Here is a 26,224-nt window from a genome sequence, read left to right as displayed (position 1 = left end):
CATTAGGGATGGTGACAGAGAGATTACAAGGGAAGGTTAGGCGTTTTTTCGCACCTGCACAGGCGTGGCCTTGAAGGACGGGGTGCGGCTACGCGGGTCGACCGCCGTAGCGGTCAGCACATTGGCTTCGGGGTAGTAGGCCATAACCGAGCCGCGCGCCAGATCGAAGACCCGCACCCGCGCGCCGTTCATCAGGCCGTGTTCGGACTCCACCACCACGGCGTCGCCGTCTCTGAGACCAAGCCCGGCCATGTCTTCGGGGTTCATCATCACGTCCAGGCGGTCCATGCCACGATAGCTGTCGGTACGTTCATAGATGATCGAGTTGAACTGCCCTTCTGAGCGCACCGTGGTCAGAAGCAGTCCCCCCTTCACCGGAGGCAGGTCGCGCACGACAAAGTGCGCGCGCCCCGATTTGGTTTTGAACTCTGGTGCGTGCAGAATGCGTCCGCGGATATGGAATTCGCGTTTGGCGATGTCGATATCCGCCAGATCCTCCAGACCCGGCACGATGCGCGCAATGGCTTCGCGGATAGTGCGGTGCTGTTTGAAGGCCTCGAAATCGACCGGACTGTCTGGCAGGAGCCGCCGCGCCAGCTCGCACAATATCTCCGTTTCCGGCCGAACCGACTTTAGGCGGCAGATGCCGCCGTCACTTAGGCGCACGAAGTTGAACATGGATTCCTGGGTCGTCGGCTGCCACTCCTCGTCGCGCGCGGTGACTGGCAGGATCAGGGCTTCGCTGTCGTCGTGACCGTGGACGTGGCCGCGATTGAGCGTGGTGGTCAGGAACAGCTTGAAGCCGATGCGCGCAAAGGCCGCCTCGGCAAAGGCGCTGTTAGGATTGGCCTCGTACAGGTTACCGCCCATGATAAGGGCGGCGTCGATCTCTCCGCGATGCGCCGCCTCCATGCCGCGCATGGTGTCGAGGCCTTTTTCGCGCGGCAGAGCAACCCCCAGGGTCTCTTCCATGCGTGCCATCACTTCAGCCGCCAGCACGGGCTTGACACCGATAGTGCCTATGCCCTGTACATTGGAATGACCCCGTAGAGGCAGGAGTCCCGCGCCCGGCCGTCCAATCTGCCCGCGCACCAGGCACAGATTGGCGATATATTCGACATTATCGACGCCGTTCAAATGGTGCGTAATCCCCATGCCCCAGGCGATCACCGCCGACTTAGCCCGCGAATAAATACCCGCTACACGTTCAATATCCGCCTGAGTTAGACCCGTACGCGCCTCGATTTCCGCCCATGCGGTGGCCGCAATATCGGCGCGCAGGGCCGCAAAACCCTCTGTATGATCGGTTATAAAATCGTCGTCCTGCGCCCCATTCTCCAGGACCGCCTTGATCAGCCCCTTCACTACGGCAAGGTCCGACCCGATGCGGGGTTGCAGATAGTCAGAGGCGATCCAGTCGCCGCCCGATACCATCGACTTCACGCTCTTCGGCAGGGCAAAGCGCACCAGCCCGGGCTCCTTGGCCGGGTTGATGACCACGACCTCGCCGCCGCGATCGCGCACCCCTTTGAGTTTGTGGATAAAGCGCGGGTGATTGGACGACGGATTGGCCCCGATAACCAGAATGAAATCGCAGCGGTCGAGGTCTTCCATCTCCACCGTCGCCGTGCCGGTGCCGATGGTGCTGTCGAGCCCGACCCCCGTCGCCTGATGACAGTAGTAGGAGCAGTTATTGACATTGTTGGTGCCATAAAGACGCGCCAGCAGTTGCAGCACGAACCCCGCCTCGTTCGACGAACGCCCCGATGAGTAGAAGAAGCTTCGCTCGGGCTTCGTCGCGGCAAACCGCTGCACCGCCAGATCGAGCGCAAAGTCCCAGTCCACCGGCACATAGCGGTCCGAGCCGGCCGCCTTATAGATGGGAAAGGCCAGCCTCCCCAGATGCTCCAGCTCATGACCGTCCAGCTCGCGCAGGTCCGACAGGCTGTGGTCAATCACCTCTGGCGGGATACCCGGCTGAATATCGGTCGATTGCGCCTGAATGGACTTGTTGCACACTGAGGGGAATTCGCCCGCCTCATTGGTCATGCCGCCCTTCTGCCCGCCCATACCCAGCGCGCAGGCCTTGCAGGCATTCTTGGCCGTCAGGGCCTTGACCGTGTTGTCGAGGCCGATGCGCGTGGCGGTCTTCAGGGCGTAGAGCACCTTCTTGGCACCACCGCCGACAACGGGTTTGGGGGTCGGTCTGTTCATGGGGGCAGTTTACACCCGACGATGAGATATGGGAATGTACCGCCGTGGTCCTGATCCTTCCTGAGAACGGATTTAGGTTAACCTCCCCTAACGGCGAATTAACCTTCTCCCTTTAGCCTGAGCCGATGATCCCTTACCCTGCCCTGCTGCGTGCCGCAAAGCCGGCGGCGCTGACGCTGCTCGTGCTATTGTGCACGGGCACGGTGGGTGCGCAGCCTGTGCAGAAGCCCTTAAGCAAGCAGGCGCAGACCGAGTTGGACACGCTGGGGGCGGAGTTGCGCACCAACGCCCGAAAGCGCGAGCAAAAACATCAATCGGCGCGGGAGATCGCGCAGGAAATGGAACGCCTGCGGTCGCAGATGATCGACATTGCCCGCACGCAGGGCGCGTCGGAAAAGCGCGCAGCGATTTATCGGGCACGGTTAGAGACGCTGAGCTTGCTTGAGGCCGATATGACACGACGGCTGGGGACGTTGCGCAACAAGCAGGCGCGGTTGCTAAGCGCCTTACAGATCTATTCGCGCAACCCGCCACCCACGATTTTCGTTTCGACGCGCAAGGCCAATGACGCGGTGATCGCGGCCATATTGCTGAAAGAGATTACGCCGGAGCTGAAAAAGCGCGCGGCTGTCCTGTCGGAGGAAAACCGCAACCTGATCCGTGTGCGTCGTGAGGCGGCCTTGCAGAACGAGGCACTGTTTATTTCCGAAAGCGACGTGTCGGAGCAGCAAAAGCAGCTTGAAACCCTGATGGCCGATCGGGCGGCGCTAGAGGACCAGCTTCTGCGCGAAGCCGACGCCATTGAGGCGCGCAATCTGGAGCTCGAGGCCCGGCAGCGGACCCTGCTGGGCCTGCCCTCACCGCTGCGCCCGGCCCAGAGCCGCACGCTGGACTTGCAACTGCCCGTCGTCGGCGAAAAGGCCGCCAGCTATGGCGAGACGGTGGACGGTCAGACGAGCCGGGGGCTGCGGTTGAAAACCTCGCCGGGGGCACAGGTGCGCAGCCCCGGCAATGGCCGCATCGAATATGCCGGACCGCTGAACGGATATGGGCAGGTGATCATTCTGGATATCGGCAATGAGTATCGGGTCGTCATGACTGGGCTGGGGCGCGTCTATGTCGATCCCAACCGCACCGTGGCCAGGGGCGAACCCCTTGGGCGCACACCCAATCTGACCGATAAGCCGACGGTCTTCTACATGGAGCTGCGCAAGGGCGAGAACCCTGTCAACCCGGCCACCGGCTTCGATCTGAGCAAGCTGTAAAGGCCCTGTTTACGCCACATTAAAAGCCTGTAGTATGGGGAGTGAGCGTCTGTGCCACCGTCCGTTGGGCAGTGACCATTACGGAGCCAGGTGGCTCCAAAGAGGACTATATGAGAAATTACTTCCTGGGCGGCGTCGCCGCTCTGGCCCTGAGCATCGGTGCGGTGGCCTACGCCAATCAGCCGGCCTTTTCGCCCAAGTCCGATACCTATGAAATGCTTGAGCTGTTTGGCGACGTGGTGGCGCTGGTCAAGCAGAACTATGTGGTTGAGGTGGACGACAAAAAGCTGATCGAAGCCGCGCTTCAGGGGATGCTGTCCTCACTCGACCCCCATTCCAACTACCTGTCGGCGGATGATTTCACTGATCTTCAGGAACGCACGAAGGGCGCCTACGGTGGCATCGGCCTTGAGGTGCAGTCCGAAGACGGCGCGGTCAAGGTCGTCACCCCGATGGACGACACGCCGGCCATGAAGGCGGGCATCCAGTCGGGCGACTTCATTACCGCCATCAATGGCACCTCAATTCTGGGGATGCGCCTCACTGAGGCCGTATCGCAGATGAAGGGTGAGCCCAATACCGACCTGACGCTTACCATCTATCGCGAAGGCAAGGACGAGCCCTTTGACGTCAAGCTGAAGCGCGAAGTCATTAATGTGAAGTCGGTTAAGACGCGCATGGAGGGCGATTACGGCTATCTGCGCATCTCGAACTTCAACGAAAATACGGCGCGGGAATCCTATGACGCCCTGAGCGATCTGCGCAGCAAAAACCCGCAAATGAAGGGCCTTATCCTCGATCTGCGCAACAACCCAGGCGGCCTTCTCGATCAGTCGGTGGGCGTCGCTGACCTCTTCCTCGAAGGCGGCGAAGTGGTGTCGCAGCGCGGGCGCAAGCCGGACGACATTACCCGTTATCAGGCCCATAAGGGCGACATCATGAACGGCAAGCCGATCGTGGTGCTCACTAATCCGGGGACGGCCTCGGCGGCGGAAATCGTGGCGGGCGCGCTTCAGGACCACAAGCGGGCCTCGACCGTTGGCCTGACCACCTTTGGTAAGGGCTCGGTGCAGAGCGTCATAAATCTGGGCGAAAACCGCGCGGTGAAGATGACGATTGCCCGCTATTACACGCCGTCGGGACGCTCGATCCAGAAAACCGGTATCGAACCTGATCTGGAAGTAGCGCAATCGCGCGATCAGGCCAGGGTGATCGCCAACCGCGCCTATTCCTTCTCCGAAGCGGACTACAAGAACGCGCTCGATGCCGACGAAGGCAAAAAGCGTCAGGAACCGCACGTCGTGTCCGAAGTGCCGCCGGACTCCTACGATGTCAAGACGGGCGATTTCCAACTGGCACGTGCCATCGACGTGCTGAACTATGGCGGTGATGTGAAGATGGCGGCGGCCCACCCGCGCGGTCTGAAACTGGCCATGTCGGATCTGGTTGATGCGCCGACCCAGCGCTTTGCTGGAAAGACCAAGGCGGGCCCGGTCTCGCCGGCGGCTCCTGCGGCCCCGGCGGGCAGTCCATCGTCTGCATCCTCTACCCCGTCGAAACCGAAGTAAGCCTTAAGCCCCCGCCCATCGGCGGGGGTTTTTGCATCCGGCGATGGGCGGGGAGCGTATTAGAGACAAAAAGACGCCCGATGCTTTGGCACCGGGCGTCAGGATACATCTCATGGACCTCCATCCATAGGCCAGTCGCCCTACTTGCCAACGATTGTCTGAAAAGACAGGCTTGTGTGGCGGAACCTGCAATCATAATGATCCTCAATGGCTTAACGGGCGAATCAAGTTGCCGTGAGAGTTGAGCCCGCCCGCCGTGAACAATGATGACCCCCGCCCCGCCTGAGTATCTGCACAGTCTCTGTCTGCCTTACCAGACCCCCGAAACCTTTTTCGGGACTGTGCTGACATCGGATCAATGCGCGGGTTTCCTGTCCGATGGCGGAGCGCTGGGGCGCTGGTCGTGGCTATGCCTGGACCCCGATGAGACGGAGGTGTTCGCCTTCGACGACACGCGCCGACCGGAAGAGGTGCTTCGCTGCGCCTGCACGCAGGTTCTGTGCGATACAGTTATCCACGCCGACGATCCGGGAGACCGGCCGCCCTTCACTGGCGGCCTGATCGGGCTGGCCGGGTTTGAACTGGGGCCACGGCTGGAGAACCTGGCAAAGCGCGCCTTTCATCTGGGACAGCACGCGTGGCCTGAACTGGTGCTGATGCGCTTTTCTGCGGTTCTGGCGTTCGATCTGCATCAGAAACGGTGTCTGGTTCTGGGACGCGGGACGACACCGCAGGAGGCGCGCCAGCGAGCGGAGGCCCTGGCGGCGCGGATCGAGACCGCGGCCTCCGCCCCACAACCCGCCGCCCTGATGGACGCGCCACTGATCAGCGAAACGCTAGACGCAGATTTTGAGACCAAGGTGGCGATGCTGGTGGCGCAAATTCACGCCGGCGACCTGTTTCAGGCCAATCTGGCGCGAGGCTGGTGCGGGGCGTTGAAGCCCGGCCTGACCCCTGAGCAGGTTTTGCGGGCTCTGAGCCAAGCGGGTGCCAGTCCCTTCGGGGCTTTCGTGCGCTTCGGCGACCGCGCCGTCGTGTCGAACAGTCCCGAGCGCTTTATCCGGTTAGAGGCCGACGGGCGCATGGAAACGCGGCCGATCAAGGGTACGCGCCCGCGCGGTCACACACCACAGGCCGACGCGGCCCTCGGTCAGGATCTGCTGAACAGCAACAAGGACCGCGCTGAAAACCTGATGATCGTCGATCTGATGCGGCACGACCTGTCGAAAGTGGCGGTGGTCGGTTCGGTGCGGGTTGAGGCCCTGAATGCCCTGGAATCCTATCCGAACGTACACCATCTGGTGTCGGTCGTGTCGGCGCAACTGAAGGCGGGATATACGCCCGCCGATGTGCTGCTGGCCACCTTCCCGCCCGGCTCGATTTCCGGCGCTCCGAAGGTGCAGGCGATGAAGGTCATTCAGGCGCTGGAAGCGCCGCGCGGTCCCTATTGTGGGTCGCTGTTCTGGGTCGATGCATCGGGCGCGATGGATTCCAATGTGCTGATCCGCACGGCGGCTTTTGAACGCGATCCACAGGGCAAATGGCAGTTGAGAGTCAGTGCCGGCGGCGGCATTGTCGCCGATTCCGACCCGGCCGACGAACGGCGCGAAACCGAAACCAAGCTGTCCCTGTTCCGGCGCGTGCTGGAGCAAGGGCTTTAGCCCTCACTTTAGCGGGATGTACGAACCCGAACGCGGGTGGTGGAATGCCTTCTTCTTAAACGTCGTATTTACCGGCAAGAACTGTGCAATTGGAGGCGTGAAATCGTACACAACTTCTGTAATTATTAGGCTTTCTCCGACAGGCAACTGGTCGGTAGTCAACCCACTCACGTCGACGTCACCAGTCCCCTGCCAATTCCGACGCTGATCCCAGTCCTTTTTTATAATCTGCGTTACACTGTCTCGGGTGACACTTGATATTCTTATCTGAAGCTTAGTTCCAGCCGGGAACGGCTTAAGTAAGCTGCTACCCAATTCAAATATATCATTCACATTGTCGGTTGTGACACTTTCAGATTGCGCAACCAGATCACCCATCGTGGCCGTGAGATGAGCGGCTTTCCTGTTCGCAGTCATCCCAATGGCAAGGTCAGCTAAGCCCCAGTAAATGATAATCAGAAGAGGCGCGAGTATTGCAAACTCTACCGCCGCTGTCCCACGGTTTGAACGGGCATATAATCTTAAGCGTTTTTGTATTTGGATCAGCATCAGAAAGGCTCATTCCTAAAAACAACACTCGAGGTAATGACCATTTCTCCGCTGCTGAGTGCCGTAAAACCCGGTTGTAGAAACGGGCTAAAAACCTTCCATGGATAGTACGCCCTCACGAGCTGGATTTTGGTGCCATCTCCCGCCTGATAGGATGTGTTCTGAAATTGGCCGTTTACAATTATTTCGGGCGCCTGATTGACCAGTTTAAACGAGTCGAAGGTTCTAACGTCGACGCGCAGTTTCGCCGTACAATCTGACCCCAGCCAAGCCATTTCCGCGCACGTTTTGGCAATGAACTCATTCGCGCTAACAGGCTTGCTCACCAAACCCGTTCGGATTTCGCGAGAGACTTTGGCTGTAGCCAAATCAAGAGACACACCGGCAACCAGAACAATTGCAAGCTCGATGCAACCCATGACAAGGCCGAAAAATGGGAAGGCTATTAGCGCAAATTCAACGGCAGTTGCACCATCTCGATTGCGCCACAAACACGGTCGGCGACGCGGCCAACACCTTGTAGAAATGTTGCGTAGATTTCGCACCTGTTTGGTCCCATACAAGAATGTTGGGTACATTCTAGACAATGTGAGTCAACAGGCAGTTAAGTTTTTCTGCCATCAGTTGGCAGGAGCAGCCGGCGCAACAGAGGTCGCTTGCGTTGAAGACTGCATGCCTTCGGTCTGCTCAATACAGGTGCGCCCGCAGATCAGGGTCGTTGACTTCAGTCCCTTGAAGACCGTGACCCCCCCTTCGACAGGCGTGCCGACCATCACATCGGCATCGAAAATATTGCGCCCGGCACCATCGGTGACAGAAACGGAAGATCTGCCAAATCCTCGCCCTATAATATAAAGCGTGCGAGAGTCGACGACTGTAACATCGGCTATATCCGGATTACCAACAACGACAGATCCAGCGGATGCCGGCAAAACCACTCTGGCACTATGGTTTTTCTCAATCACAATCCTGCTGGCCGCGTCGGCACTTATCGGTATCAGTCCCGCTACGACGATGATCGCAATCGATAGAATTGTCTTGGTCATACCTATCTCCGCCTGAAGAGAGCGCTGGCCCTACCAAGACCTCAGCTCCATTGTTCGGCTTAGCTCAGCTCTATGAGCGTCAAGTTAGGAATGATGGTAAACAGAATGTGTTTAGAAATGATAAACACAATATTAATCAAAAAATCTGTATACATTTCAATATTAATTGTCATTTACAAAGGTTAACCTTAATTGAAGTTAACTTTAAATTTGTTTTAACTATATAAAAATTTCGTTTTTTGGTCGATGTTTACTTCATATTAATTGCGATTGCATAGTCTGTTCTCGTGTTCGGGAGCAAGTGAGACAAACAACTCACCCCCCGGTCCGAAATTGAACCTCACTTGCTCTGCATTATATTCTACTGGAGACTCTCATGACCAATCTTATCAAGAACTTCGCTAACGACGAATCGGGCGCTACTGCTATTGAATATGGCCTGATCGCCGCTCTGATTGCTGTCGCACTCGTCACCGTGCTCGGCACGTTGTCGGGCAAGATCCAAGGTACCTTCACGAAAATCTCGACTGCGATGCCGCAATAAAGATTCTGGGTTCGCCCTCAATCTACCCAGGGCCACAGGCTTCGGCCTGTGGCCTCTTTTCGTTGGAGATAGGAATGCTTAAGCTACGCGACTTTATTTCTGACGAGACCGGCGCCACAGCTGTAGAGTATGCGCTCCTAGGCGCTCTCTTGGTGATGGGGCTATTGACGGCCTTCAAAGCTTGGGGCGATAGCTTCACAGTTCTCTACACGACCATTTCCGAAAGGATCGGAAGCGTAAATTAAGGGGTATTCCTCCCTTCGCTCAAACGAGTGCAATTCAGCGCCCGTTAGAAGACAATGTTAACGGTGCTGATGCTAACCTGCAGCACAAACCATAGTTTCCGAGATATATATGCACCCTGCAGCCATTCCGATGTTGTTTGGTTTAGCCCTTCCCGCGTGCCTTATTTGGGCGGCAGCCAGTGATTTACGGACTATGACAATCCCAAACCGATTAAATCTCATCTTATTTGCGAGCTTTTTCCCTGTTGCCGTACTGTTAAGCCTAGATCCTAGCGACATTCTTGTTCACGTTGGCCTTGCCATGGCAGCACTATTCGTTGGTTTTGCAGGCTTCGCTTTTCGAGTGATCGGTGGTGGTGACGCAAAGCTCCTTGCGGCGACTACCTTGTGGTTTGGACTCGGAGGCATGGTGACGTTTCTCACATATACAGCAATAGCAGGTGGGGCGTTCACCCTTATGCTTTTACTCGCGCGCCAGTCTCTGCAAATCTACACACCCACTCTGCCTGAGTGGATACAGACGCTATTAAAACCCAAAGGCGACATCCCCTATGGTGTCGCGATCTGCGTGGGCGGCCTACTGTCGATTCCGAGCAGCGATCTTTGGCCGCTTCTAAATAAGCTAGCGATGTAGACCGATTGCTACCTAGCATTCGGACAATTTTACCCGTCTCACACCTTTCCTTAGGCTCCCGTTAACCACCGTTAAGCCAAGATTCATGGCAATTGCCAATTGACTGGCTTTCCGCGCGCGCCAGAACGCCGCCGGGGCATTGAAGGGACTCTCCATGAAGGCGTCACGTTTTGTCGTAGTCGGCATCGCCGCGATTGCGGCGATACTTCTGGCACTGGTCGTGCGCGGTATGATCGGCGGCAGCAACTCTGCTGACGCGAATGCCCCACAAAAAGTCACCGCCGACGCACCAACGGTCAAGGTGCTGGTCGCGGCGCGTCATCTGAAAGTCGGTGAACGCATCGCTGAAGCCGATCTGAGTTGGAAGACGTGGCCGCAGGACGGTATCAGCGAGGGATATTTTACTGACAAGCCCGTGACGCCTGTCGCCCCCATCGAAGCCAAGTCTTCTGAAGACAAGGCGCTCGAAAAAAATGTCCAGGCAGGCGCGGCAAAGGTGGCCGAGGCCGCCGATAAGGCGCTGAACCCGACGCGTGGTATGGATGCCGTTCTGGGCGGGGTTGTCCGCGAAGAGATGCTTGCCAACGAACCGATCGTCGCGCGCAAGGTCGTGCGCGCTGACGCTGGAGGCTTTATGGCTGTCATGCTGGCGCCCGGCATGCGCGCCATGGCCGTGCCGGTCACCGTCGAAAGCACGGCGGGTGGCTTTATCCTACCTGGCGACCGCGTCGATATAGTGGTTTCGACAGAAGTTCAAACCAACGGTCAGACGTCTCACGTGGCCAAACCGGTTCTGCGAAACGTTAAGGTTTTGGCCGTCGACCAGACGGTCGAAGCCAAGTCTGACCAGCCATCGGTCATCGGTGCAACCGCCACTTTGGAGGTCCGCCCGGATGAGGGAGAGGCTTTGGCGCAGGCCAAGGCGCAGGGGCCGCTATCACTGATGTTGCGTTCCTATGCCGATGCTGGAGGGCCGTCCGGCCGCGCGGGGACAGCTTCAGGCGCAGGTAACAAAGTTGTCGTCTATCGCAACGGCCAGGGCACGGATGTGCCGGTAACCCGATGAGAGTTTCGATGAAGAGGCATTTTAACATGGCCCGGCCCCGTCCCGCCCTCACCGCTTTTGCCGCCGGCTTGCTGATCAGCACTCTGGCGGCGACCGGCGTTCAGGCCGCACCGAAGCCTTACAGCGCCGTTGGCGGCGGCATGTCGGTCCAGACCCAGACTTCCGGCCTGCGCACGCAGGTGCTTAATCTGGCCAAGGGGCGCTCAGCGGTCATCGACCTGCCGGTGGATGCCGCCGATGTCTTCGTGTCCAATCCCGCGGTTGCCGATGCCGTTCTGCGCACGCCTCGCCGCATCTTTGTGCTGGGCGTCGCGGCCGGTCAGTCGGACGCCATCTTCTTTGATTCCGCCGGTCGCCAGATTCTCAACCTTCAGGTCCGGGTAGGCGTCTCGACCGATCAGTTGTCCGATACCGTGCGCAAGCTCTATCCGCAGTCGGATGTCGAGGTGCAGAGCGTTAATGGCTACGTCATCCTGTCGGGTGTAGTGTCGAGCGCCAGCGAATCCGAGGCTATTCAGCGCTTGTCCGTAGCCTTTGCGGAAAAGCCAGAAAACATCATTAACATGCTGGCCATTGCCGGTAAGGATCAGGTCAGCCTTAAGGTGCGCATTGTCGAGATCGAGAAATCCTCGATCAAGCAACTGGGGTTCAACTTCAACGGCCTGTCCGGTCAAACCGGTGAAGTCCAATACGGCATTGAAAACACTCCGACCTATGGCACCAATGGCAAATCCCTAGGCGGCATGCAGATTGGGTATAAAGACAAGCTTTTGTCGGCCTCGCTTCAGGCCTTCGAGCGCGTCGGTCTGGTCAGAACACTGGCAGAGCCTAATCTCACCGCCGTTTCCGGCGAATCAGCCAAGTTTCTGGCCGGGGGGGAGTTCCCCGTTCCAGTTGCCAAGGATGCGCAAGGCCGCATCACCGTAGAATTTAAGACCTACGGCGTCGGTCTGGGCTTTACCCCTGTGGTCCTCTCGAATGGCACGATTTCGCTGAAACTTTCGACCGAAGTCTCGGAAGTCGTCAACACGGGGGCCTTCTCGCTTGATAACACCTTCACTATTCCCGGACTGTCGGTGCGCCGTGCTGAAACGACAGTCGAACTACCTTCCGGCGGCGCGCTGATGATTGCCGGCCTGTTGCAATCGAAATATAAGCAAAGCGTGGACTCTTTGCCGGGTATGACCACGATTCCGGTGCTGGGGGCACTGTTCCGTTCGCGCGACTTCCTTGATCAGCAGACGGAAATGGTCGTCATCGTTACCCCCTACATTGTCTCGGCCAAATCTCCGGATACCTTCCAGACGCCCGCCGACAACTTCCAGGTCGCCTCGGACCTCGAATCCGTCTTCCTCGGCCGCCTGAATAAATCCGTACGCGCCAAGCGCGGAGAAGTTGCCGAGGCGCCGCCACCGGCCGGAAGCTACAAGGCCCCCATTGGCTATGTGATCGAATAGGAACCCGCGACATGCTCATGAACCGCCCGGCCCCCTTGCGACTCACCGCCCTGCTCCTTGGTGCGGCCCTGATTTCGGGGTGCGCCACCGACGCACCTCCGACGCCGCAATCTCAGGCCGTAACGCCGCTCGACCAATATCCGATGACGGCGGAGTCACGCAGTGACGCTCTGCATTTCAAGATTCACCCCCAAAGTGGCCTGTCCGACAATCAGCGACGCGCACTTGAGCAACTGGCGCATAAAGCCAGCTGGAACGGTGGCGGAGCGATGGACATCACCATTCTGACTGCCAATACGCCCGATGCCCTGCGCGCCGGATCAGCCATTCGCGCCTATCTCAACGACCATCAGGTCAGCCCCAATGTCGTGACCCAAACAACCGCCGACAATCAGCCCGCCGATGTGGTCAGCCTGATCACGCATGAATACCGGGCTTCGGTGACGGCATGTAATCTCGAGTGGGAAAACCTGACGGCCACCCGACATAACGCTATGCCGCAGAATATGGGTTGCGCCATTAATGCCAATTTGGCCGCGCAGATCGACGATCCACGCGACATCGCGGGTCCTCAACCGGCGGTTCCGGGCGATGCCGGGCGCCGCAGCGTCATCATCGACAAGTATCGCAAGGGTGAAGTCACTTCGGCGGCAAAAGATGAAGCCGCCAAGAGCGATATCGCCCAGGCCCTCAAGTGAGATCGTCCATGTCCTCTCAAGCCAGACAGCCTGATCCATTCGAAGATTTCGACGATGCCGACGACAGCTTCACACAGAACTATGAAGCAGCAGATGCTATTGACCTCAGCGATCCCTTTGAAGATCTGCCAGATGATGACCTGCAACCGCTAACACCTCCCGCAGGCCTCACGCGTCAGGCCTTGACTACTGCGGGGTTCTCGGGTGCAGAAGTGGGTGTGTCCGAACTTATGGGCGACGAACTGGGCGCGGTGTCGATCCCGCGCATTGGCATTCACTTCTTCCCTGAAAATGACACGACGCTCCAGGCCTGCGATACCGCGGCACTGGACCGTCGCATGGCACGTGCCCAATCCCTCGTGCGTCGCGGCGGCATCGAAGAAGCCATCGCCGCCTATCAGCATGAACCCACGCCTTCGCTCCTGATCGTGGAGTCCAGCCAGACGGCCCACGGCCTGCTGGAGCAGCTCGGCCGTCTGGCCGAAGTGTGCGACACCAACACCAAGGTGGTGGTCATCGGGGCGCACAACGACATTTCTTTGTACCGCGAACTGATCCGTCAGGGTGTGTCGGAATATATGGTGGCACCGGTCAAACCGCTGCAACTGATCAAGTCAATTGCCACCCTGTTCAACGATCCGGAAACGCCTTTCGTAGGTCGTGCCATCGCCTTCATCGGCGCACGCGGCGGGGCGGGTTCATCGGTGTTGGCGCATAATTTCGCGCACAGCCTGTCGGAAGTCATGCAGGCTAATACGGTCATCGCTGATTATGACCTACCCTTTGGCACCGCCGGCCTCGACTTCAATCAGGACCCGCTGCAAGGCATGGCGGACGCGCTCAATGAGCCGGAACGCCTTGATCCGGTACTGCTCGATCGGATGCTGACGCGTTGCACCGAGCGTTTGTCATTGTTCTCCGCTCCGGCTTCGCTCGACCAGGACTATCTAGCAGACGAGCAAGCCTTTGAAGAGGTGACGCGCAAGGTGCGCTCAGTTGCACCGTTTATCGTGATGGATCTGCCTCACATATGGACGCCGTGGCTCAAAAAATGCCTGATCGCCGCCGACGAGGTGGTGATTGTCGCGACGCCCGATCTGGCATCACTGCGCAATGCCAAGAACCTGATCGAACTACTCAAGTCTTTCCGGCCGAATGACAATCCGCCGCGCGTTGTCCTTAACCAAGTCGATATGCCAGGCCGCCCGGAAATACCGGTTAAGGATTTCACGGCGGCTCTGGGCGTCGCCCCGGTCTGCACCATCGCCTTCGATGCCAAGACCTTCGGCCAGGCGGCCAATAATGGTCAGATGATCGCTGAATGCGCCCCCGCCTCCAAGGCCCACGAGGCGCTTTTGACCTTGACGGCCACCATTACGGGACGGGCACCGGAAACGAAGAAGAAGGCCGCCTCTTCCTCTTTGATCGGGAAATTTTTCCCGAAGAAGAAGTGAGGCCATTAGGTGTTCGGAAAGCGCCCCACGGACTCATCGGGTACGCCCGCAGGCTTCGGTGCCGCACCGCGCGCGACCGCACCTTCGCCGGGCGCACAGGCTGCCGCGCAGATGCGCCCGCAGGCCTTGAGCGGAGCGAGTGCGTCCGCGGAAAAGGCTAAGGACATCAAGGGCGCGCCGCCCCCTGCCAAGCCGGGCGGCGATATTGCCACACGGCCGCAGGGTGTAGCGGATGCGCCGCGCGCAAACGAAGATCGCCGCAGTACCGACAAGCCTGCCGCCAAGGGAGGCAAACTGGCTGCCGGGCTTGATCAGATGCACAAGGCGCAGGCGGTTACCGAGATTGTCCGTGAGCAGTCCGATTATTACCACGCCACCAAAACGGCAATATTCAACGCGCTTCTGAATACAATCGATCTATCGCAACTCGCGCAACTGGATCAGAAGGCGGCGGCGGAGGAAATCCGCGATATCGTCTCCGAACTGGTGACGATCAAGAACGTCTCCATGTCCATAGTCGAGCAGGACGCGCTCGTTCAGGACATCATCAATGACGTTCTGGGCTACGGGCCACTTGAGCCGCTGCTGGCGCGCGATGATATTGCGGATATCATGGTCAACGGCGCGGGCCGCGTCTTCATCGAAGTCTCCGGCAAGGTACAACTGACCAACGTGCGCTTCCGCGACAACGCGCAACTGATGAATATCTGTCAGCGCATCGTGTCTCAGGTCGGCCGCCGTGTTGATGAAAGCTCGCCCATCTGCGACGCCCGCCTGCCGGACGGGTCGCGCGTCAACGTCATCGCGCCGCCATTGGCGCTGGATGGCCCGACGCTTACCATCCGGAAGTTCAAAAAGGACAAGCTGACCATGCGCAACCTGGTGGAGTTCGGCTCCATCAGCCCGGAAGGCGCGCGGGTGCTGGGCGTTATCGGGGCGTCTCGCTGTAACGTGTTGATCTCCGGCGGTACCGGTTCGGGCAAGACGACGCTGCTCAACACAATGACCGCATTCATCGACCCCACCGAGCGCGTCATTACCTGCGAAGACGCCGCCGAACTGCAACTTCAGCAGCCGCATGTAGTGCGTCTGGAAACCCGTCCGCCGAATTTGGAAGGTCAGGGCGCGATCACTATGCGTGATCTGGTCAAAAACTGTCTGCGGATGCGTCCCGAACGCATCATCGTCGGCGAAGTGCGTGGCCCGGAGGCCTTCGACCTCCTGCAGGCCATGAACACCGGTCACGACGGTTCGATGGGAACCCTGCACGCCAATACCCCTCGCGAAGCCATTTCGCGTCTGGAATCCATGATTACTATGGGCGGCTACGGCCTGCCCTCGAGAACTATCCGCGAAATGATCGTGGGGTCGGTGGACATCATCGTTCAAGCCGCCCGTCTGCGCGACGGTTCACGCCGCATCACCCACATTACCGAAGTGCTCGGCCTGGAAGGCGATGTAATCATCACCCAGGACCTGTTCCTGTATGAGATCGAGGGCGAAAACAAGGAAGGCAAGATCATTGGTCGCCACCGTTCGACTGGTATCGGTCGTCCGCGCTTCTGGGATCGCGCCCGCTATTATGGTCTGGAGCGCGAACTGGCGGAGGCTCTCGATGCCGCAGAATAGCGCTCACCTTAACACATCGGGCTCGGGTAAACGCCCATGATGATCTTCCTGATCGCCTTCTTGAGCTTTGTGGTTCTGGCCTCGGTAGGCTTTGTCCTGACCGGCGGCGGCGGCACTGAGGTCGCGGCCAAACGCGCCCAGGCTATCGCTGTAGGGGCAGGCACTGCTGCCCGTCGCAAGGGCCAGCGCGGCGCCGTAAGCAAGACGCCTGAAGAGCGGCGCAAGCAGATCATGCTGCAACTGAAAGAGTCCGAGCAGCGGGAGCGCAAGGCCCGTCTGTCTCTTACCGCTCGTCTGCAACATGCGGGTTTAGCCCCAAATGTCAAAACCTTTTGGATTTGGTCAATCGCATTAGGCTTGGTCGCATCGATTGCCGTCTTGATTTTTAGCCGCATGCCTTTAGCCGCGCTCGGCGCTGGGTTCGCCTTTGGTTACGGTGCTCCACGTTGGTGGCTCTCGTTTTTAGCAAAACGACGGACGACAAAATTTACGGCCAGTTTTGCTGACGCTATCGACATTCTCGTGCGCGGCATAAAGTCGGGCTTACCTGTTTATGATGGCTTGAAGGTGATCGCCAAAGAACTTCCGGCGCCGCTGGGTCCAGAGTTCCAGCGCTTAAACGAAAATATTTCCATAGGAATGGGATTGGATTTGTCGTTGGAAAAGATGTGTGAGCGAATGCCGACGCCGGAACTGCGCTTTTTCACCATCGTCATCGCCATTCAGCAAAAAACCGGGGGTAATCTGGCCGAAGCGCTGGGCAACCTCTCTAACGTCCTACGTTCAAGACGCATGATGCGGGAGAAGGTAAAAGCTTTGTCCGGCGAAGCCATAGCTTCTGCGAGCATTATTGGGGTACTTCCACCCGGCGTGGGGTTGATGATTTACCTAACGAACCCCGTTTACATGTCAACTCTGCTGACAGACCCCAGGGGCAATATTATGCTGCTGGGCGGTGCAGTTTGGATGCTTTGCGGCATCCTGATGATGCGCAAGATGATTAATTTCAAGATTTAGGCGAAATGATTTTTCCATGAAAACTCAGACACGCCCCGCCAAAAAAAGTGAGTCTTTCATGGTGATAACATCATGAAAGAGCTTGCCTACACTCTGATGCAACCGGCCAACTTGATTGCAGTCTTGGTCGCCGTTCTATCTTTTCTTGCAGTGCTCACACTCCTACGCTCCTCCGTCTCCGGTGAGCAACTCGACAAACGCATGAAAGCCGTCGCGCAACGCCGTGAAGAACTGCGACGTCAGGCACGTCAGACCCTAGCTCAGCCGGGCCAGAACAGCGGCCTGCGCCAGACCGACGAGAGCCTTTATAAGCGCATCGTAGACCGCCTAAATCTGAAGACCCTGCTCGAAGACCCTAAGGTAGTCGATAATCTAGCTATGGCCGGTTTTCGTGGCCCCAAGCCGGTGACAACCTTTTACTTCTTCCGATTCCTGATGCCCTTCGTCATGGGGGCGTTTGCGACCTTTTATATCTATGTGGTCAACGATTTCGGTCAGCCGCCTAATATTAAGATCCTGATCTGCGTCGCCATGTTCGTCGCGGGCTATTATGCGCCCAACATTTACATCAGCAACGCCGCGTCTAAGCGCCGCGCCTCCATCGTCACCGCTTTTCCCGATGCACTCGACCTGCTGCTAATCTGCGTCGAAGCCGGTATGTCGATCGAAGCCGCCCTGCAAAAGGTGTCGCAGGAAATCGGCTCAGCCTCGATCGAGCTGGCCGAAGAGCTGTCGCTGCTGGTGGCGGAACTTTCGTATCTGCCCGAACGTCGCATGGCCTATGAAGGGCTGGCGCGCCGCACCAACTATCCGGGCATCAAATCAGTCTGTACCGCCATGATTCAGGCCGAAAAATACGGCACGCCGCTGGGCACCGCTCTGCGCGTTATGGCCAAGGAAAACCGCGAACTGCGCCTGTCGGCCGCAGAAAAGAAGGCCGCAGCCCTGCCAGCGCAGTTGACCGTGCCGATGATCGTCTTTTTCTTGCCCGTTCTTTTTGTCGTCATTCTGGGTCCGGCGATATTGAACGTCATGGATATGATGCACAAGAAGTAGGCATTGCCCCTCGAGGCTTGCGCCGCACGACGGGAACATATAAGGAACGTGACAGCGCCTTCAGAGGTCAATCATGTCGCGTTTTCCCGTTCTGCCCCCGACCTATTACCACGCCCATTTCAGCGAAATGCTGGCCTTTGTGCGGGAGGTCTATGCGACGGTGCTGGGCGAAAGCGAGCACGCCTTTATTGCCGCCTTTGAGGGGCTAACCCTTGAAGCCCAGTGCCTGTTTATCCGTATGTCGAACCGCAAGCGGCCGGTCTTCAGCGTTGCCGACCTGGTCTATGCGGAAATTAGCGAGATCGAATGGCGGCTGGAGGAGTTGGCGGAGTCTGGCTTCGCGCGTCACGCGTCCGCCGCGGATTATCGGGCCTGGCTCGACACCCTGACGCGCCCCATGCTGGAGCAGATAGCGCGCGACCACGATATCGCTGTGTCGCGCCAATGGTCGAAGGCGCAGGTGGCGCGAGCCGTCGAAGCGGGTCTGCCGTTTGACGATTTTTCCGCCGCTTTTTCGCACACGACGTGGGTGCCGGGGCACCGCGATACCGTCGCCTTTCTGCTCTACCTCTATTTCGGCAAGCTAAGCGACAATCTGACCGCCTTTACCCTGCGTGATCTCGGCGTTGTGTCGGTGCGGGGACAGGCCGCCTATCAGGCGCGCTTCATCAGCCGCGAGGAAGCGCTGGGCGGCCATGCCTACACGCAGGCCCTGAAGTCTCTGAAAAGTGCGACGCCGGAGGATTATCAGCGACTGGCCGAACAGGCGGGCCTTTTGCCAGAAGCGACGACGCCCTTCGTCGAAGGGCTGCGCGACCGGCTGATGCACGATCTAGGGCGTTTCTTTGAGCGGCAGAAGGACACGGATCAGGCCATTGGCTTTTACGCGCAATCGGGCCTGTTCGAGAGTCAGGAACGCACCATCCGGTTGCTGCACGGGCGGGGCGAGACAGAGCGCGTGCTGGCCCTGCTGGAGTCCATGCTCGACGCCCCGGCGCACGATGAGGCCTTCCTGTTCGCCGACGACTTTTACCGCCGCAAGTTCGGCAGGAAGCGCACCAGTGCGTTTACCGACCTGCTTCGCGACGGCGAAGAGATCAGCGCCGACGACCTCTATCGCGGCCTGCCGGAACTGGCGGCCATCCGCCATTACGAAGCACAGGGCTGGACGGCCTACCACGTCGAAAACGGCCTGTGGCCCGCCCTGTTCGGTCTGCTGTTCTGGGACGAACTGTTCGAGCAGCCCGGATCACTGGCCTCGGAATTCGACTGGATGCCACAGGCCTTGAAAGACAATCGCTTCGCCGCCCTGTTCCCGCACGTCGTGGCCGAGCGTCTGGCCGCGCTGGAAACAGGCCGCAGCTGGCCGCTGATCGCGGCCACCCTCGCCCGCTGTGAAGGCCGTGAAAATGGTGTCTTCGGCTGGTGGCCGGGCTTGGGTGATTTGATGCACGACTTTCTGAACGTTGCGCCGTCCAAAGCGGTGCGCGACATCATTGCCGGCTTGTGCAGCGATTTTCAAAGCTTACGTGACGGCTTTCCCGACCTGCTGCTGATTGGTCCCGACAGCGTCCGATTTATAGAGGTCAAGGCCGAAGGCGATCAGGTGCGCCGACATCAACTGGCGCGGCTCAACCTTTTGCGTCAGGCCGGGTTTGAAGCGGGGATAGTGCGCGTCGCCTTCCGACCCGACCCGGATCAGGTCTATACGGTGGTCGATATCGAAACCACCGGGGGACAGGCGGCCTATGAGCGCGTCACCGAGATCGGCGCGGTGAAAATCCGCAATGGCGAGATTATCGACACCTGGCAGAGCCTCATCAATCCCGAACGCCGCATCCCCGCCTTTATTACCGAACTGACCGGTATCAGCAATGAGATGGTCAGGGACGCGCCACGCTTTGTCGACATCGCCGACGCCTTCGACGCCTTTCTGAAAGGTACGGTCTTCGTCGCCCACAATGTCAATTTCGACTACGGCTTCCTGTCGGCCGAATACCGGCGGCTGGAACGACCTTTCCGCTATCCCAAACTGTGCACCGTCGCCTCAATGCGACGGCACTTTCCGGGGCTGGCGGCCTACGGTCTCGCACCGCTATCGCGTGAATTTGGCATTGAACTAAAAAATCACCATCGCGCCCTGTCGGACGCGATGGCGGCAGCGGAATTGCTGAAAATGGTCAATGTGAAACGGCTGTCTGCCGTTACGGCTTCCTGAATTTCAGCGTCATGCGGTCGGATTCCCCAATTGCGTCAAATTCGGCGCGTTGTGCAGGCGTCAGGGCGGCATCGCCTTGGCCGCTGTTGCGGATCGGCTTCAGCGTCCACACCCCAAACGGGTGGTCATGGTCGTCCTTCGGATTGGCATTGATCTCGCTCTTGCCCACCAGCACGAAGCCTGCCTTTTTTGCGGCGTCGATGACGTAGCTTTCCGGCACATAGCCCGTCCCGGCCTTAGGGTCTGAGCCTTCTGGCGCGCGATGCTGCTCAACCGCCAGAATGCCTCCGGGCTTCAGCGCCTTGAACGCGGCTTCAAGATGCCGTTCGGTCGCCGCGTCCTGACGGGCCCAGTTGTGGAAGGCGCGCGCGATCAGCACCAGATCGGCCTTACCCGCCGGCAGCGCGTCGAGCGTGGAGGCACTGACCTCACCATAGATCGACTTGTCAGCTACCTCCGCCCAGAAGGCGGCATCATTGGTGTTGTTCATCACGCCCGTGTAGCGCCCCTTGGTCTTATGGGCATAAGGCGCAAGGATTTCCGTCCACCAGCCCTTGGCACCGGGATAGAATTCGACAATATCGGCGCCGGGCTTGAGACCCCAGAAGGCCAGCGCCTCCGCCGGGTGGCGGTACTGATCGCGCGCCTTGTTTTCTGGCGTGCGCCACGCGCCGTCGATGGCGGCTTTCAGCGCCGCATCCGGGGCCTTGGCGTGGGCTTCGTGATGGTCGTGGCCTTCGTGGGCGAAGGCCTGAACCGACAGGCTTACGGTGAGGGCGGCAGCGGCGGCCAACAGTAAGGGGCGAGCAGACATGGGGCATCTCCTTGAATGTGAGCGCAAGGGTGCGGCGAATTGTGGCCTTTTTGCGGCAGCGGCCACGCGGCTGTTAACGCTATCGTTTGCAGATCGGTTGCCCCGCGAGAGCGCTGCGCCTATAGGTGAACGGCATCTGTTCCGGAGTCACGCCCATGACCGAAATCTTTGGCACCGCCCCCGCCCGCTTCGCCGCTGTCAAGGACCGCTTTGCCCGGAATTTTGCCGAAGGACCGGACGGCCTCAGTGAAAAAGGCGCGCGTTTTACGGTAGTGCAGGCGGATGAGGTCATTCTCGACCTTTGGGGCGGGGTGAAAAACCGCGAAGGCACTGAGCCCTTTACGGACACCACCCTGACGCCGATCTTTTCGTCGACCAAGGCTGTGACCGCCCTGATGATCGCGCGGCTGGTCGATCAGGGGAAGCTCGACTACGCCTATAAGGTTTCGGTGCTGTGGCCGGAGTTTGGCCGTAAGGGCAAGGAGAACATCACGCTGGGGCAACTGATCTCGCATCAGGGCGGCCTATCGGGGTTCAGCCCGCCGATTGACCCCACCACCTGGTTCGATATTACAGCCCTGCTTGAGGCCTTGTGCGATCAGGCCCCGTTATGGACGCCGGGCGAAGGCTCGGGCTATCATCCCATTACCATCGGCTATCTGCTGGGGGAAATCTTCCGTCGCGCCGACGGGCGCACGCTGGGGACGGCGCTGCGCGAAGACATCGCCACGCCGTTCGGGCTTGACCTGATGATCGGCACGCCGGACGGCGAATTTTCTCGTATTTCGGAAATGTGGAAACCCACGCGCGCCCCGGACCTCGGCCCGCTTGATGCGATCAAACAGGCGGCTTTCCTGGATAAAGGCTCCTCACCGGCCGGGCGCGGCTCCGCCGACTGGCGGCGCATGGAAATTCCGTCGGCCAATGGTCACGCCACGGCGGAGGCTCTGGCCCTGCTGATGCAGGTGGTGGCCAATGGCGGCACGCTCATGGGTCAGGCGCTGCTGTCGGAAAAAACGCTGAACGACGCCACCAAGGAGCGTGTTTTCGGCCGCGACCGCGTCCTGCCGTTTGACCTGTCGTGGGGCGCGGGTTTCCTGCGCAATCGTGGCATCGGCATCTATGGCCCCAATGCCCGCGCCGTCGGTCATTCAGGCTGGGGCGGCTCGTGCGTGATGGCCGACCCGGACAAGCGTCTGAGCATCGCCTATGTGATGAACCGTCAGTCGCACTACCTGATCGGCGATCCCCGTCCTGTCGGGCTGATCAATGAGGTTTATGCGGCACTGTAATCCTCCTCCCTGTCGCTAAGCAAAAGGGGAAGGTGGCTACCCCACCCGCATCTGTCTGGCGCGACGCCACGCTCCAAAGGCAAACACGCCCGCACCAAACCAGATGAAGGCGAACGACAGCGCCCGCAACGGCGTGAACGGCTCGCCCTGAAACAGGCCGATCATGAAGGCGATGGTCGGGGCCATGAACTGTATAAAGCCCATGGTCGAAAGCGGCAGACGACGCGCCACGTAGGAAAATAGAAACAGCGGCAGCACCGTCACCGGCCCGGTCAGGGCGAACCAGAAGGCGTGCGATAGGCCGCCGAAGAAGTGCCCCTGCCCCGTCCCTTCGAACCACACCAGATAGAGGATCGAAGGCACAAACAGGAAAACGCATTCGACAAACAGCCCGGCCAGAGCCGACACGGCCAGTTGCTTGCGGATGATGCCGTAGGTGGCAAAGGACAGGGCCAGAGTGAGCGCGATGTAGGGAATATGACCCAGAGCCAGAGCCTGAATGCCTACCCCGACAATGGCCAGACCGATGGCCGCCTTGCCCCAGTTATCGAGGCGCTCCTTGAACAGGATCGCCCCTGCCGCCATGTTCAGCAGCGGGTTGAGATAGTAGCCCAGCGCCGACTCGATGGTGTGGTGGTTGGTCACCGCCCACACAAAGACGCCCCAGTTAATGGCGATCATCAGAGCGGCCACCAGCAGCGTCAGGGCCACCTTCGGCGTCCGGAAGATGGTCAGCACTTCCGGAAACTGTCGGGTGATCATCACCAGTCCGCCCGACCAGATCAGCGCCCATACCGATCGGTGCGCCATGATCTCTAAAGCGCCCGCACCAAAGTCTTTCATCGGCAGATAGACGAGCGGCGCAAAGCCCCAAACGGCATAGCACAGTATAGCCAGACCGATAGGCGAAGCAAAAAACGAAGGCGAGGGGGCCGCGGGTTGAGCGGTGGACATGACATATCCGATCAAAAAGATGTTTCGTGCGAAACAGGACAGGGAATAGAGACGACAGGGCGTGTCAGCAACGAAAAAACCGGCGGAACCCTGGGGGTCCGCCGGTCTAAAGGATCACTTTGCGTTAGTGATCTTTAGGCTGTGACTGGCGTGATAACCCCGCGTTCGTCGAGAAGCTGTGCGATCTGCACGGCATTCAGCGCCGCACCTTTGCGCAGATTGTCCGAGACGCACCAGAAGGCGAGACCGTTCGGCACGGACGGATCGTTGCGCAGGCGCGAAATGAAGGTGTCAAATTCCCCGACACACTCCTTCGGCGTCACGTAACCACCGTTTTCGCGCTTATCGACCACGGCGATGCCGGGGGCTTCGCGCAGGATTTCACGGGCCTCGGCCTCATCCAGCGGGTTTTCGAACTCGACATTGATCGATTCGGAGTGACCAACAAACACCGGCACGCGAACGCAGGTGGCGAAGACTTCGATATCGGGGTCGAGGATCTTTTTCGTCTCGACCTTCATCTTCCACTCTTCCTTGGTCTGACCGTCTTCCATGAAGACGTCGATATGCGGAATGACGTTGAAGGCGATGGGCTTGGTGAACTTCTTAGGCTCGGTTTCACCCAGGCCATAGACGGCCTTGGTCTGATCCCACAGCTCATCCATACCGGCCTTACCGGCCCCGGCCACCGACTGATAGGTCGAGACGACGACGCGTTTGATACGCGCGGCATCGTGCAACGGCTTCAGCGCCACCACCATCTGAATGGTCGAGCAGTTGGGGTTGGCGATGATGTTCTTCTTCTTGCAGTCCCAGACGGCGTCCGGATTCACTTCTGGCACGATCAGCGGCACATCCGGGTCCATGCGCCAGGCCGACGAATTGTCGATAACGATCGGACCTTGCTTGCCGATCTTTTCCGACCACGCCTTCGATACATCGCCGCCGGCCGACATCAGCACGATATCGACCTTGGAGAAATCGAACTGCTCCAGGTCTTCGCAACGCAGGGTGCGGTTGGCAAAGCTCACCTCAACGCCTAACGATTTGCGCGACGCTACGGCGTAGATGTCCTTGATCGGAAAATCCACCTCTTCGAGGATGGCAAGCATCTCACGGCCAACAGCGCCGGTGGCGCCGACAACGGCGACACGATAGGTCATCGGAAAACTCCAAAACTGAGTGAGGCTGGCGCAAATAAACAAAAAGGCATCGCGCCGGTGGCGCGTGCCTTATCAGAGAAAGCCAGAAGGGAAAACGTCTTTTTTTCTGTGCCCTCAACTCAGTCAGACTTATGTGAAGCCTGACTGATTTGCTGGTTTCTTTTGAGATTATTTCAGGCGTGCGCCGCCATGCCGCCCGGATAACAGGGCGCTTTTGGCATATGACGGATACGGTCCAGCGCCGACAGAAGGGCCTCGGGCGTGAACGGCTTGGCCAGCACGCCGTCACCGCCGACGGTCTGCCCGGCCTCTCGGACCTGACTGTGTGGATGGCCAGTAAGGAACAGTATCGGCGTCGGGTTCAGGTTGTGCCCCTGTTCAATCTGACGGATTTCGCGCACCGCTTCTATGCCGGACAAGACCGGCAGTTCGATATCCATGAGGATGGCGTCGTATTCGGACTCTTCGTAAGCCTCGACCGCCTCGCGTCCATTGGCGGCGAAGTCCACATCCATGCCGCTCGACGTCAGGAGGGTATCGAGCATCCGGCAGACGGTGGAATTGTCATCTACGCATAGAAGTCTCATAGCGGTTCCTCATAATTTCGGGACAGGTTTAGCGATGCCTCACGAAAGATGTCCCATTGTTACACACCCTGTATATGGGGGCGGTCGGCGCTTTGGCCAATCGTGTAATTTTCCTGCAAGGCGCTTGCCATCCGGATAGCGGAGCGGTTTATGGAACCATGTCCGATCCTGCCACGTCCCCTGCCTCCTCCCTGCCCGCGCTCATTATCGGTGGCGGCCCGGCAGGCTGCGCCTGCGCCTTGTGGCTGCACAAGCTGGGGGTGAACAGCTTGCTGATCGAGGCCTCAGACCGGCTGGGCGGGCTGCAAAGACTGAGCCCTTATGAAAACCTTTGGATCCCAGGGGTGCAGGGCCGCACCGGCGAAGCGGTCGCCGCCGCGCTTCACGCCCATATCGTGGCAGGAGGGGTGCCGCATCGGCTGAACACCGCCGTTACCCGCGTTGAAACGGCGGACGGGTTCACGGTCATCACCAAAGACCAGAGCTTCCGCGCCCGTCATCTGGTGCTGGCGACCGGTACCCGACCCGCCGCCGGTCCCTTCCGCCCGTCCCCGAATGTCGCCATCGGTCCGGGGCATCCGATGGAAGCGCTCAGGGTCGAGGGTCAGCGCATCGCCATTCTGGGCGGCGGGGACAATGCCTTGGATCAGGCGCGCTTTGTTCTGCAACGCGGCGCGGCGAAGGTGACGATCTTCAGTCGCTCGCGCTTACGCGCCCAGCCTCTGTTGCAACAGATGATCCCGCAGGCCGACATCCGCATCGGGCCCTATGCGGCAGATCAGGACCGACTGAGCGTCAATGGTGAACCTTTCGACGCCTTCGGGGTGATGTACGGCTTTGAGGCCCATGTGCCGCCCGGTCTGTCGGTGTGCAACGCCAAAGGCTATGTCGAGGTCGATCGCCACGGCGAAACGGCGACCCCCGGCCTGTGGGCCTGCGGCGAAGTCACAGACTACTGGCATCCCTGCGTCACCACCTCTGCTGCGCACGGCATACAGGTCGCCAAACAGATTTCGTTGCGCCTTCAATAACGCGGTTGCAGCATTTTTTAATCGCCCGATCACGCTTCTCTGCTAAGTTGGCGAAAAATCCT

Annotated in this window: 23 protein-coding genes; 15 read left to right on the top strand and 8 right to left on the bottom strand. The window is 59.2% G+C overall.

Going from position 1 to position 26,224, the window contains the following annotated elements:
- Window positions 1–36 precede the first annotated feature (36 nt).
- Window positions 37–2,214, bottom strand: a complete 2,178-nt coding sequence (locus AACH73_RS01530) for an FdhF/YdeP family oxidoreductase (protein ID WP_338735207.1) — start codon at window positions 2,212–2,214, stop codon at window positions 37–39.
- Window positions 2,215–2,339: 125 nt separating this feature from the next.
- On the opposite strand from AACH73_RS01530, the gene AACH73_RS01525 reads away from it, so the two are divergent.
- The 3 genes from AACH73_RS01525 to AACH73_RS01515 all read left to right on the top strand — a co-directional run bounded on the left by AACH73_RS01525 (window position 2,340) and on the right by AACH73_RS01515 (window position 6,708).
- Window positions 2,340–3,479 carry a peptidoglycan DD-metalloendopeptidase family protein gene (locus AACH73_RS01525; RefSeq protein ID WP_272739967.1) on the top strand — a complete coding sequence of 380 codons (1,140 nt, stop codon included), beginning with the start codon at window positions 2,340–2,342 and terminating at the stop codon, window positions 3,477–3,479.
- Window positions 3,480–3,589: 110 nt separating this feature from the next.
- Window positions 3,590–5,047, top strand: coding sequence for a S41 family peptidase (locus tag AACH73_RS01520; protein ID WP_338735206.1), 1,458 nt, complete (start codon window positions 3,590–3,592; stop codon window positions 5,045–5,047).
- A gap of 263 nt (window positions 5,048–5,310) precedes the next feature.
- Entirely contained in the window at window positions 5,311–6,708 is a 1,398-nt protein-coding gene (locus AACH73_RS01515; RefSeq protein ID WP_338735204.1) for an anthranilate synthase component I family protein, read from the top strand.
- Between the two features lie 3 nt (window positions 6,709–6,711).
- Here the strand turns inward: AACH73_RS01515 and AACH73_RS01510 are convergent, their stop codons facing one another.
- From AACH73_RS01510 to AACH73_RS01500, 3 genes are all read right to left on the bottom strand, one after another.
- Window positions 6,712–7,257, bottom strand: a complete 546-nt coding sequence (locus AACH73_RS01510; protein WP_338735203.1) for a TadE/TadG family type IV pilus assembly protein — start codon at window positions 7,255–7,257, stop codon at window positions 6,712–6,714.
- On the bottom strand, window positions 7,257–7,748 hold the full coding sequence (locus AACH73_RS01505) for a TadE/TadG family type IV pilus assembly protein (RefSeq protein WP_338735202.1): 492 nt from the start codon (window positions 7,746–7,748) through the stop codon (window positions 7,257–7,259). The genes AACH73_RS01510 and AACH73_RS01505 overlap by 1 nt, the downstream gene beginning before the upstream one ends.
- Before the next feature lie 129 nt (window positions 7,749–7,877).
- Window positions 7,878–8,303 carry a pilus assembly protein N-terminal domain-containing protein gene (locus AACH73_RS01500; protein WP_338735201.1) on the bottom strand — a complete coding sequence of 142 codons (426 nt, stop codon included), beginning with the start codon at window positions 8,301–8,303 and terminating at the stop codon, window positions 7,878–7,880.
- 376 nt (window positions 8,304–8,679) lie between these two features.
- Between AACH73_RS01500 and AACH73_RS01495 the strand changes: the two genes are divergently transcribed.
- The 10 genes from AACH73_RS01495 to AACH73_RS01450 all read left to right on the top strand — a co-directional run bounded on the left by AACH73_RS01495 (window position 8,680) and on the right by AACH73_RS01450 (window position 20,321).
- Window positions 8,680–8,847 carry a Flp family type IVb pilin gene (locus AACH73_RS01495; protein WP_338735200.1) on the top strand — a complete coding sequence of 56 codons (168 nt, stop codon included), beginning with the start codon at window positions 8,680–8,682 and terminating at the stop codon, window positions 8,845–8,847.
- A gap of 354 nt (window positions 8,848–9,201) precedes the next feature.
- Window positions 9,202–9,726: a prepilin peptidase gene (locus AACH73_RS01490; RefSeq protein ID WP_338735199.1), complete on the top strand. Its 525-nt coding sequence runs from the start codon at window positions 9,202–9,204 to the stop codon at window positions 9,724–9,726.
- Window positions 9,727–9,880: 154 nt separating this feature from the next.
- Window positions 9,881–10,792, top strand: coding sequence for a Flp pilus assembly protein CpaB (cpaB, locus tag AACH73_RS01485; protein WP_338735198.1), 912 nt, complete (start codon window positions 9,881–9,883; stop codon window positions 10,790–10,792).
- Between the two features lie 26 nt (window positions 10,793–10,818).
- Window positions 10,819–12,249, top strand: coding sequence for a type II and III secretion system protein family protein (locus AACH73_RS01480; RefSeq protein WP_338735197.1), 1,431 nt, complete (start codon window positions 10,819–10,821; stop codon window positions 12,247–12,249).
- An 11-nt stretch (window positions 12,250–12,260) separates the two neighbouring features.
- A complete protein-coding gene (locus tag AACH73_RS01475) occupies window positions 12,261–12,947 on the top strand; it encodes a CpaD family pilus assembly protein (protein WP_338735195.1) in 687 nt (228 codons plus the stop codon).
- Between the two features lie 8 nt (window positions 12,948–12,955).
- Window positions 12,956–14,401, top strand: coding sequence for a pilus assembly protein CpaE (locus AACH73_RS01470; protein WP_338735194.1), 1,446 nt, complete (start codon window positions 12,956–12,958; stop codon window positions 14,399–14,401).
- 9 nt (window positions 14,402–14,410) lie between these two features.
- Window positions 14,411–16,030, top strand: coding sequence for an ATPase, T2SS/T4P/T4SS family (locus AACH73_RS01465; protein ID WP_272739956.1), 1,620 nt, complete (start codon window positions 14,411–14,413; stop codon window positions 16,028–16,030).
- 36 nt (window positions 16,031–16,066) lie between these two features.
- Entirely contained in the window at window positions 16,067–17,047 is a 981-nt protein-coding gene (locus AACH73_RS01460; protein ID WP_338735191.1) for a type II secretion system F family protein, read from the top strand.
- 72 nt (window positions 17,048–17,119) lie between these two features.
- Complete coding sequence (locus AACH73_RS01455; protein ID WP_272739954.1) at window positions 17,120–18,103, top strand: type II secretion system F family protein; 984 nt, start codon at window positions 17,120–17,122, stop codon at window positions 18,101–18,103.
- 73 nt (window positions 18,104–18,176) lie between these two features.
- Window positions 18,177–20,321: an exonuclease domain-containing protein gene (locus AACH73_RS01450; protein ID WP_338735190.1), complete on the top strand. Its 2,145-nt coding sequence runs from the start codon at window positions 18,177–18,179 to the stop codon at window positions 20,319–20,321.
- On the opposite strand, the gene AACH73_RS01445 is transcribed toward AACH73_RS01450, so the two are convergent.
- Window positions 20,308–21,135 carry a methyltransferase domain-containing protein gene (locus AACH73_RS01445; protein ID WP_338735189.1) on the bottom strand — a complete coding sequence of 276 codons (828 nt, stop codon included), beginning with the start codon at window positions 21,133–21,135 and terminating at the stop codon, window positions 20,308–20,310. The genes AACH73_RS01450 and AACH73_RS01445 overlap by 14 nt on opposite strands.
- 155 nt (window positions 21,136–21,290) lie before the next feature.
- Between AACH73_RS01445 and AACH73_RS01440 the strand changes: the two genes are divergently transcribed.
- The gene (locus AACH73_RS01440; protein WP_338735188.1) at window positions 21,291–22,427 is read left to right on the top strand and encodes a serine hydrolase domain-containing protein; all 1,137 of its coding nucleotides are present in this window, start codon (window positions 21,291–21,293) and stop codon (window positions 22,425–22,427) included.
- A 36-nt stretch (window positions 22,428–22,463) separates the two neighbouring features.
- Here the strand turns inward: AACH73_RS01440 and rarD are convergent, their stop codons facing one another.
- The 3 genes from rarD to AACH73_RS01425 all read right to left on the bottom strand — a co-directional run bounded on the left by rarD (window position 22,464) and on the right by AACH73_RS01425 (window position 25,131).
- Window positions 22,464–23,381 (bottom strand): EamA family transporter RarD, encoded by a 918-nt coding sequence (gene rarD, locus AACH73_RS01435; protein WP_338735186.1) that lies wholly within the window; start codon window positions 23,379–23,381, stop codon window positions 22,464–22,466.
- Between the two features lie 134 nt (window positions 23,382–23,515).
- Window positions 23,516–24,544 carry an aspartate-semialdehyde dehydrogenase gene (locus AACH73_RS01430; protein ID WP_272739949.1) on the bottom strand — a complete coding sequence of 343 codons (1,029 nt, stop codon included), beginning with the start codon at window positions 24,542–24,544 and terminating at the stop codon, window positions 23,516–23,518.
- A 173-nt stretch (window positions 24,545–24,717) separates the two neighbouring features.
- Complete coding sequence (locus AACH73_RS01425) at window positions 24,718–25,131, bottom strand: response regulator (protein WP_338735182.1); 414 nt, start codon at window positions 25,129–25,131, stop codon at window positions 24,718–24,720.
- Window positions 25,132–25,289: 158 nt separating this feature from the next.
- Here AACH73_RS01425 and AACH73_RS01420 point away from each other — a divergent pair, with 158 nt between their 5' ends.
- Window positions 25,290–26,162, top strand: a complete 873-nt coding sequence (locus tag AACH73_RS01420; protein WP_338735180.1) for an NAD(P)/FAD-dependent oxidoreductase — start codon at window positions 25,290–25,292, stop codon at window positions 26,160–26,162.
- Window positions 26,163–26,224 lie beyond the last annotated feature (62 nt).

Source organism: Asticcacaulis sp. DW145 (genome assembly GCF_037101385.1).
In the GTDB taxonomy this organism is placed as follows: domain Bacteria; phylum Pseudomonadota; class Alphaproteobacteria; order Caulobacterales; family Caulobacteraceae; genus Asticcacaulis; species Asticcacaulis currens.
The sequence above is the reverse complement of the archived record's forward strand: the minus strand, read 5'-3'. Positions and strand labels throughout refer to the sequence as shown.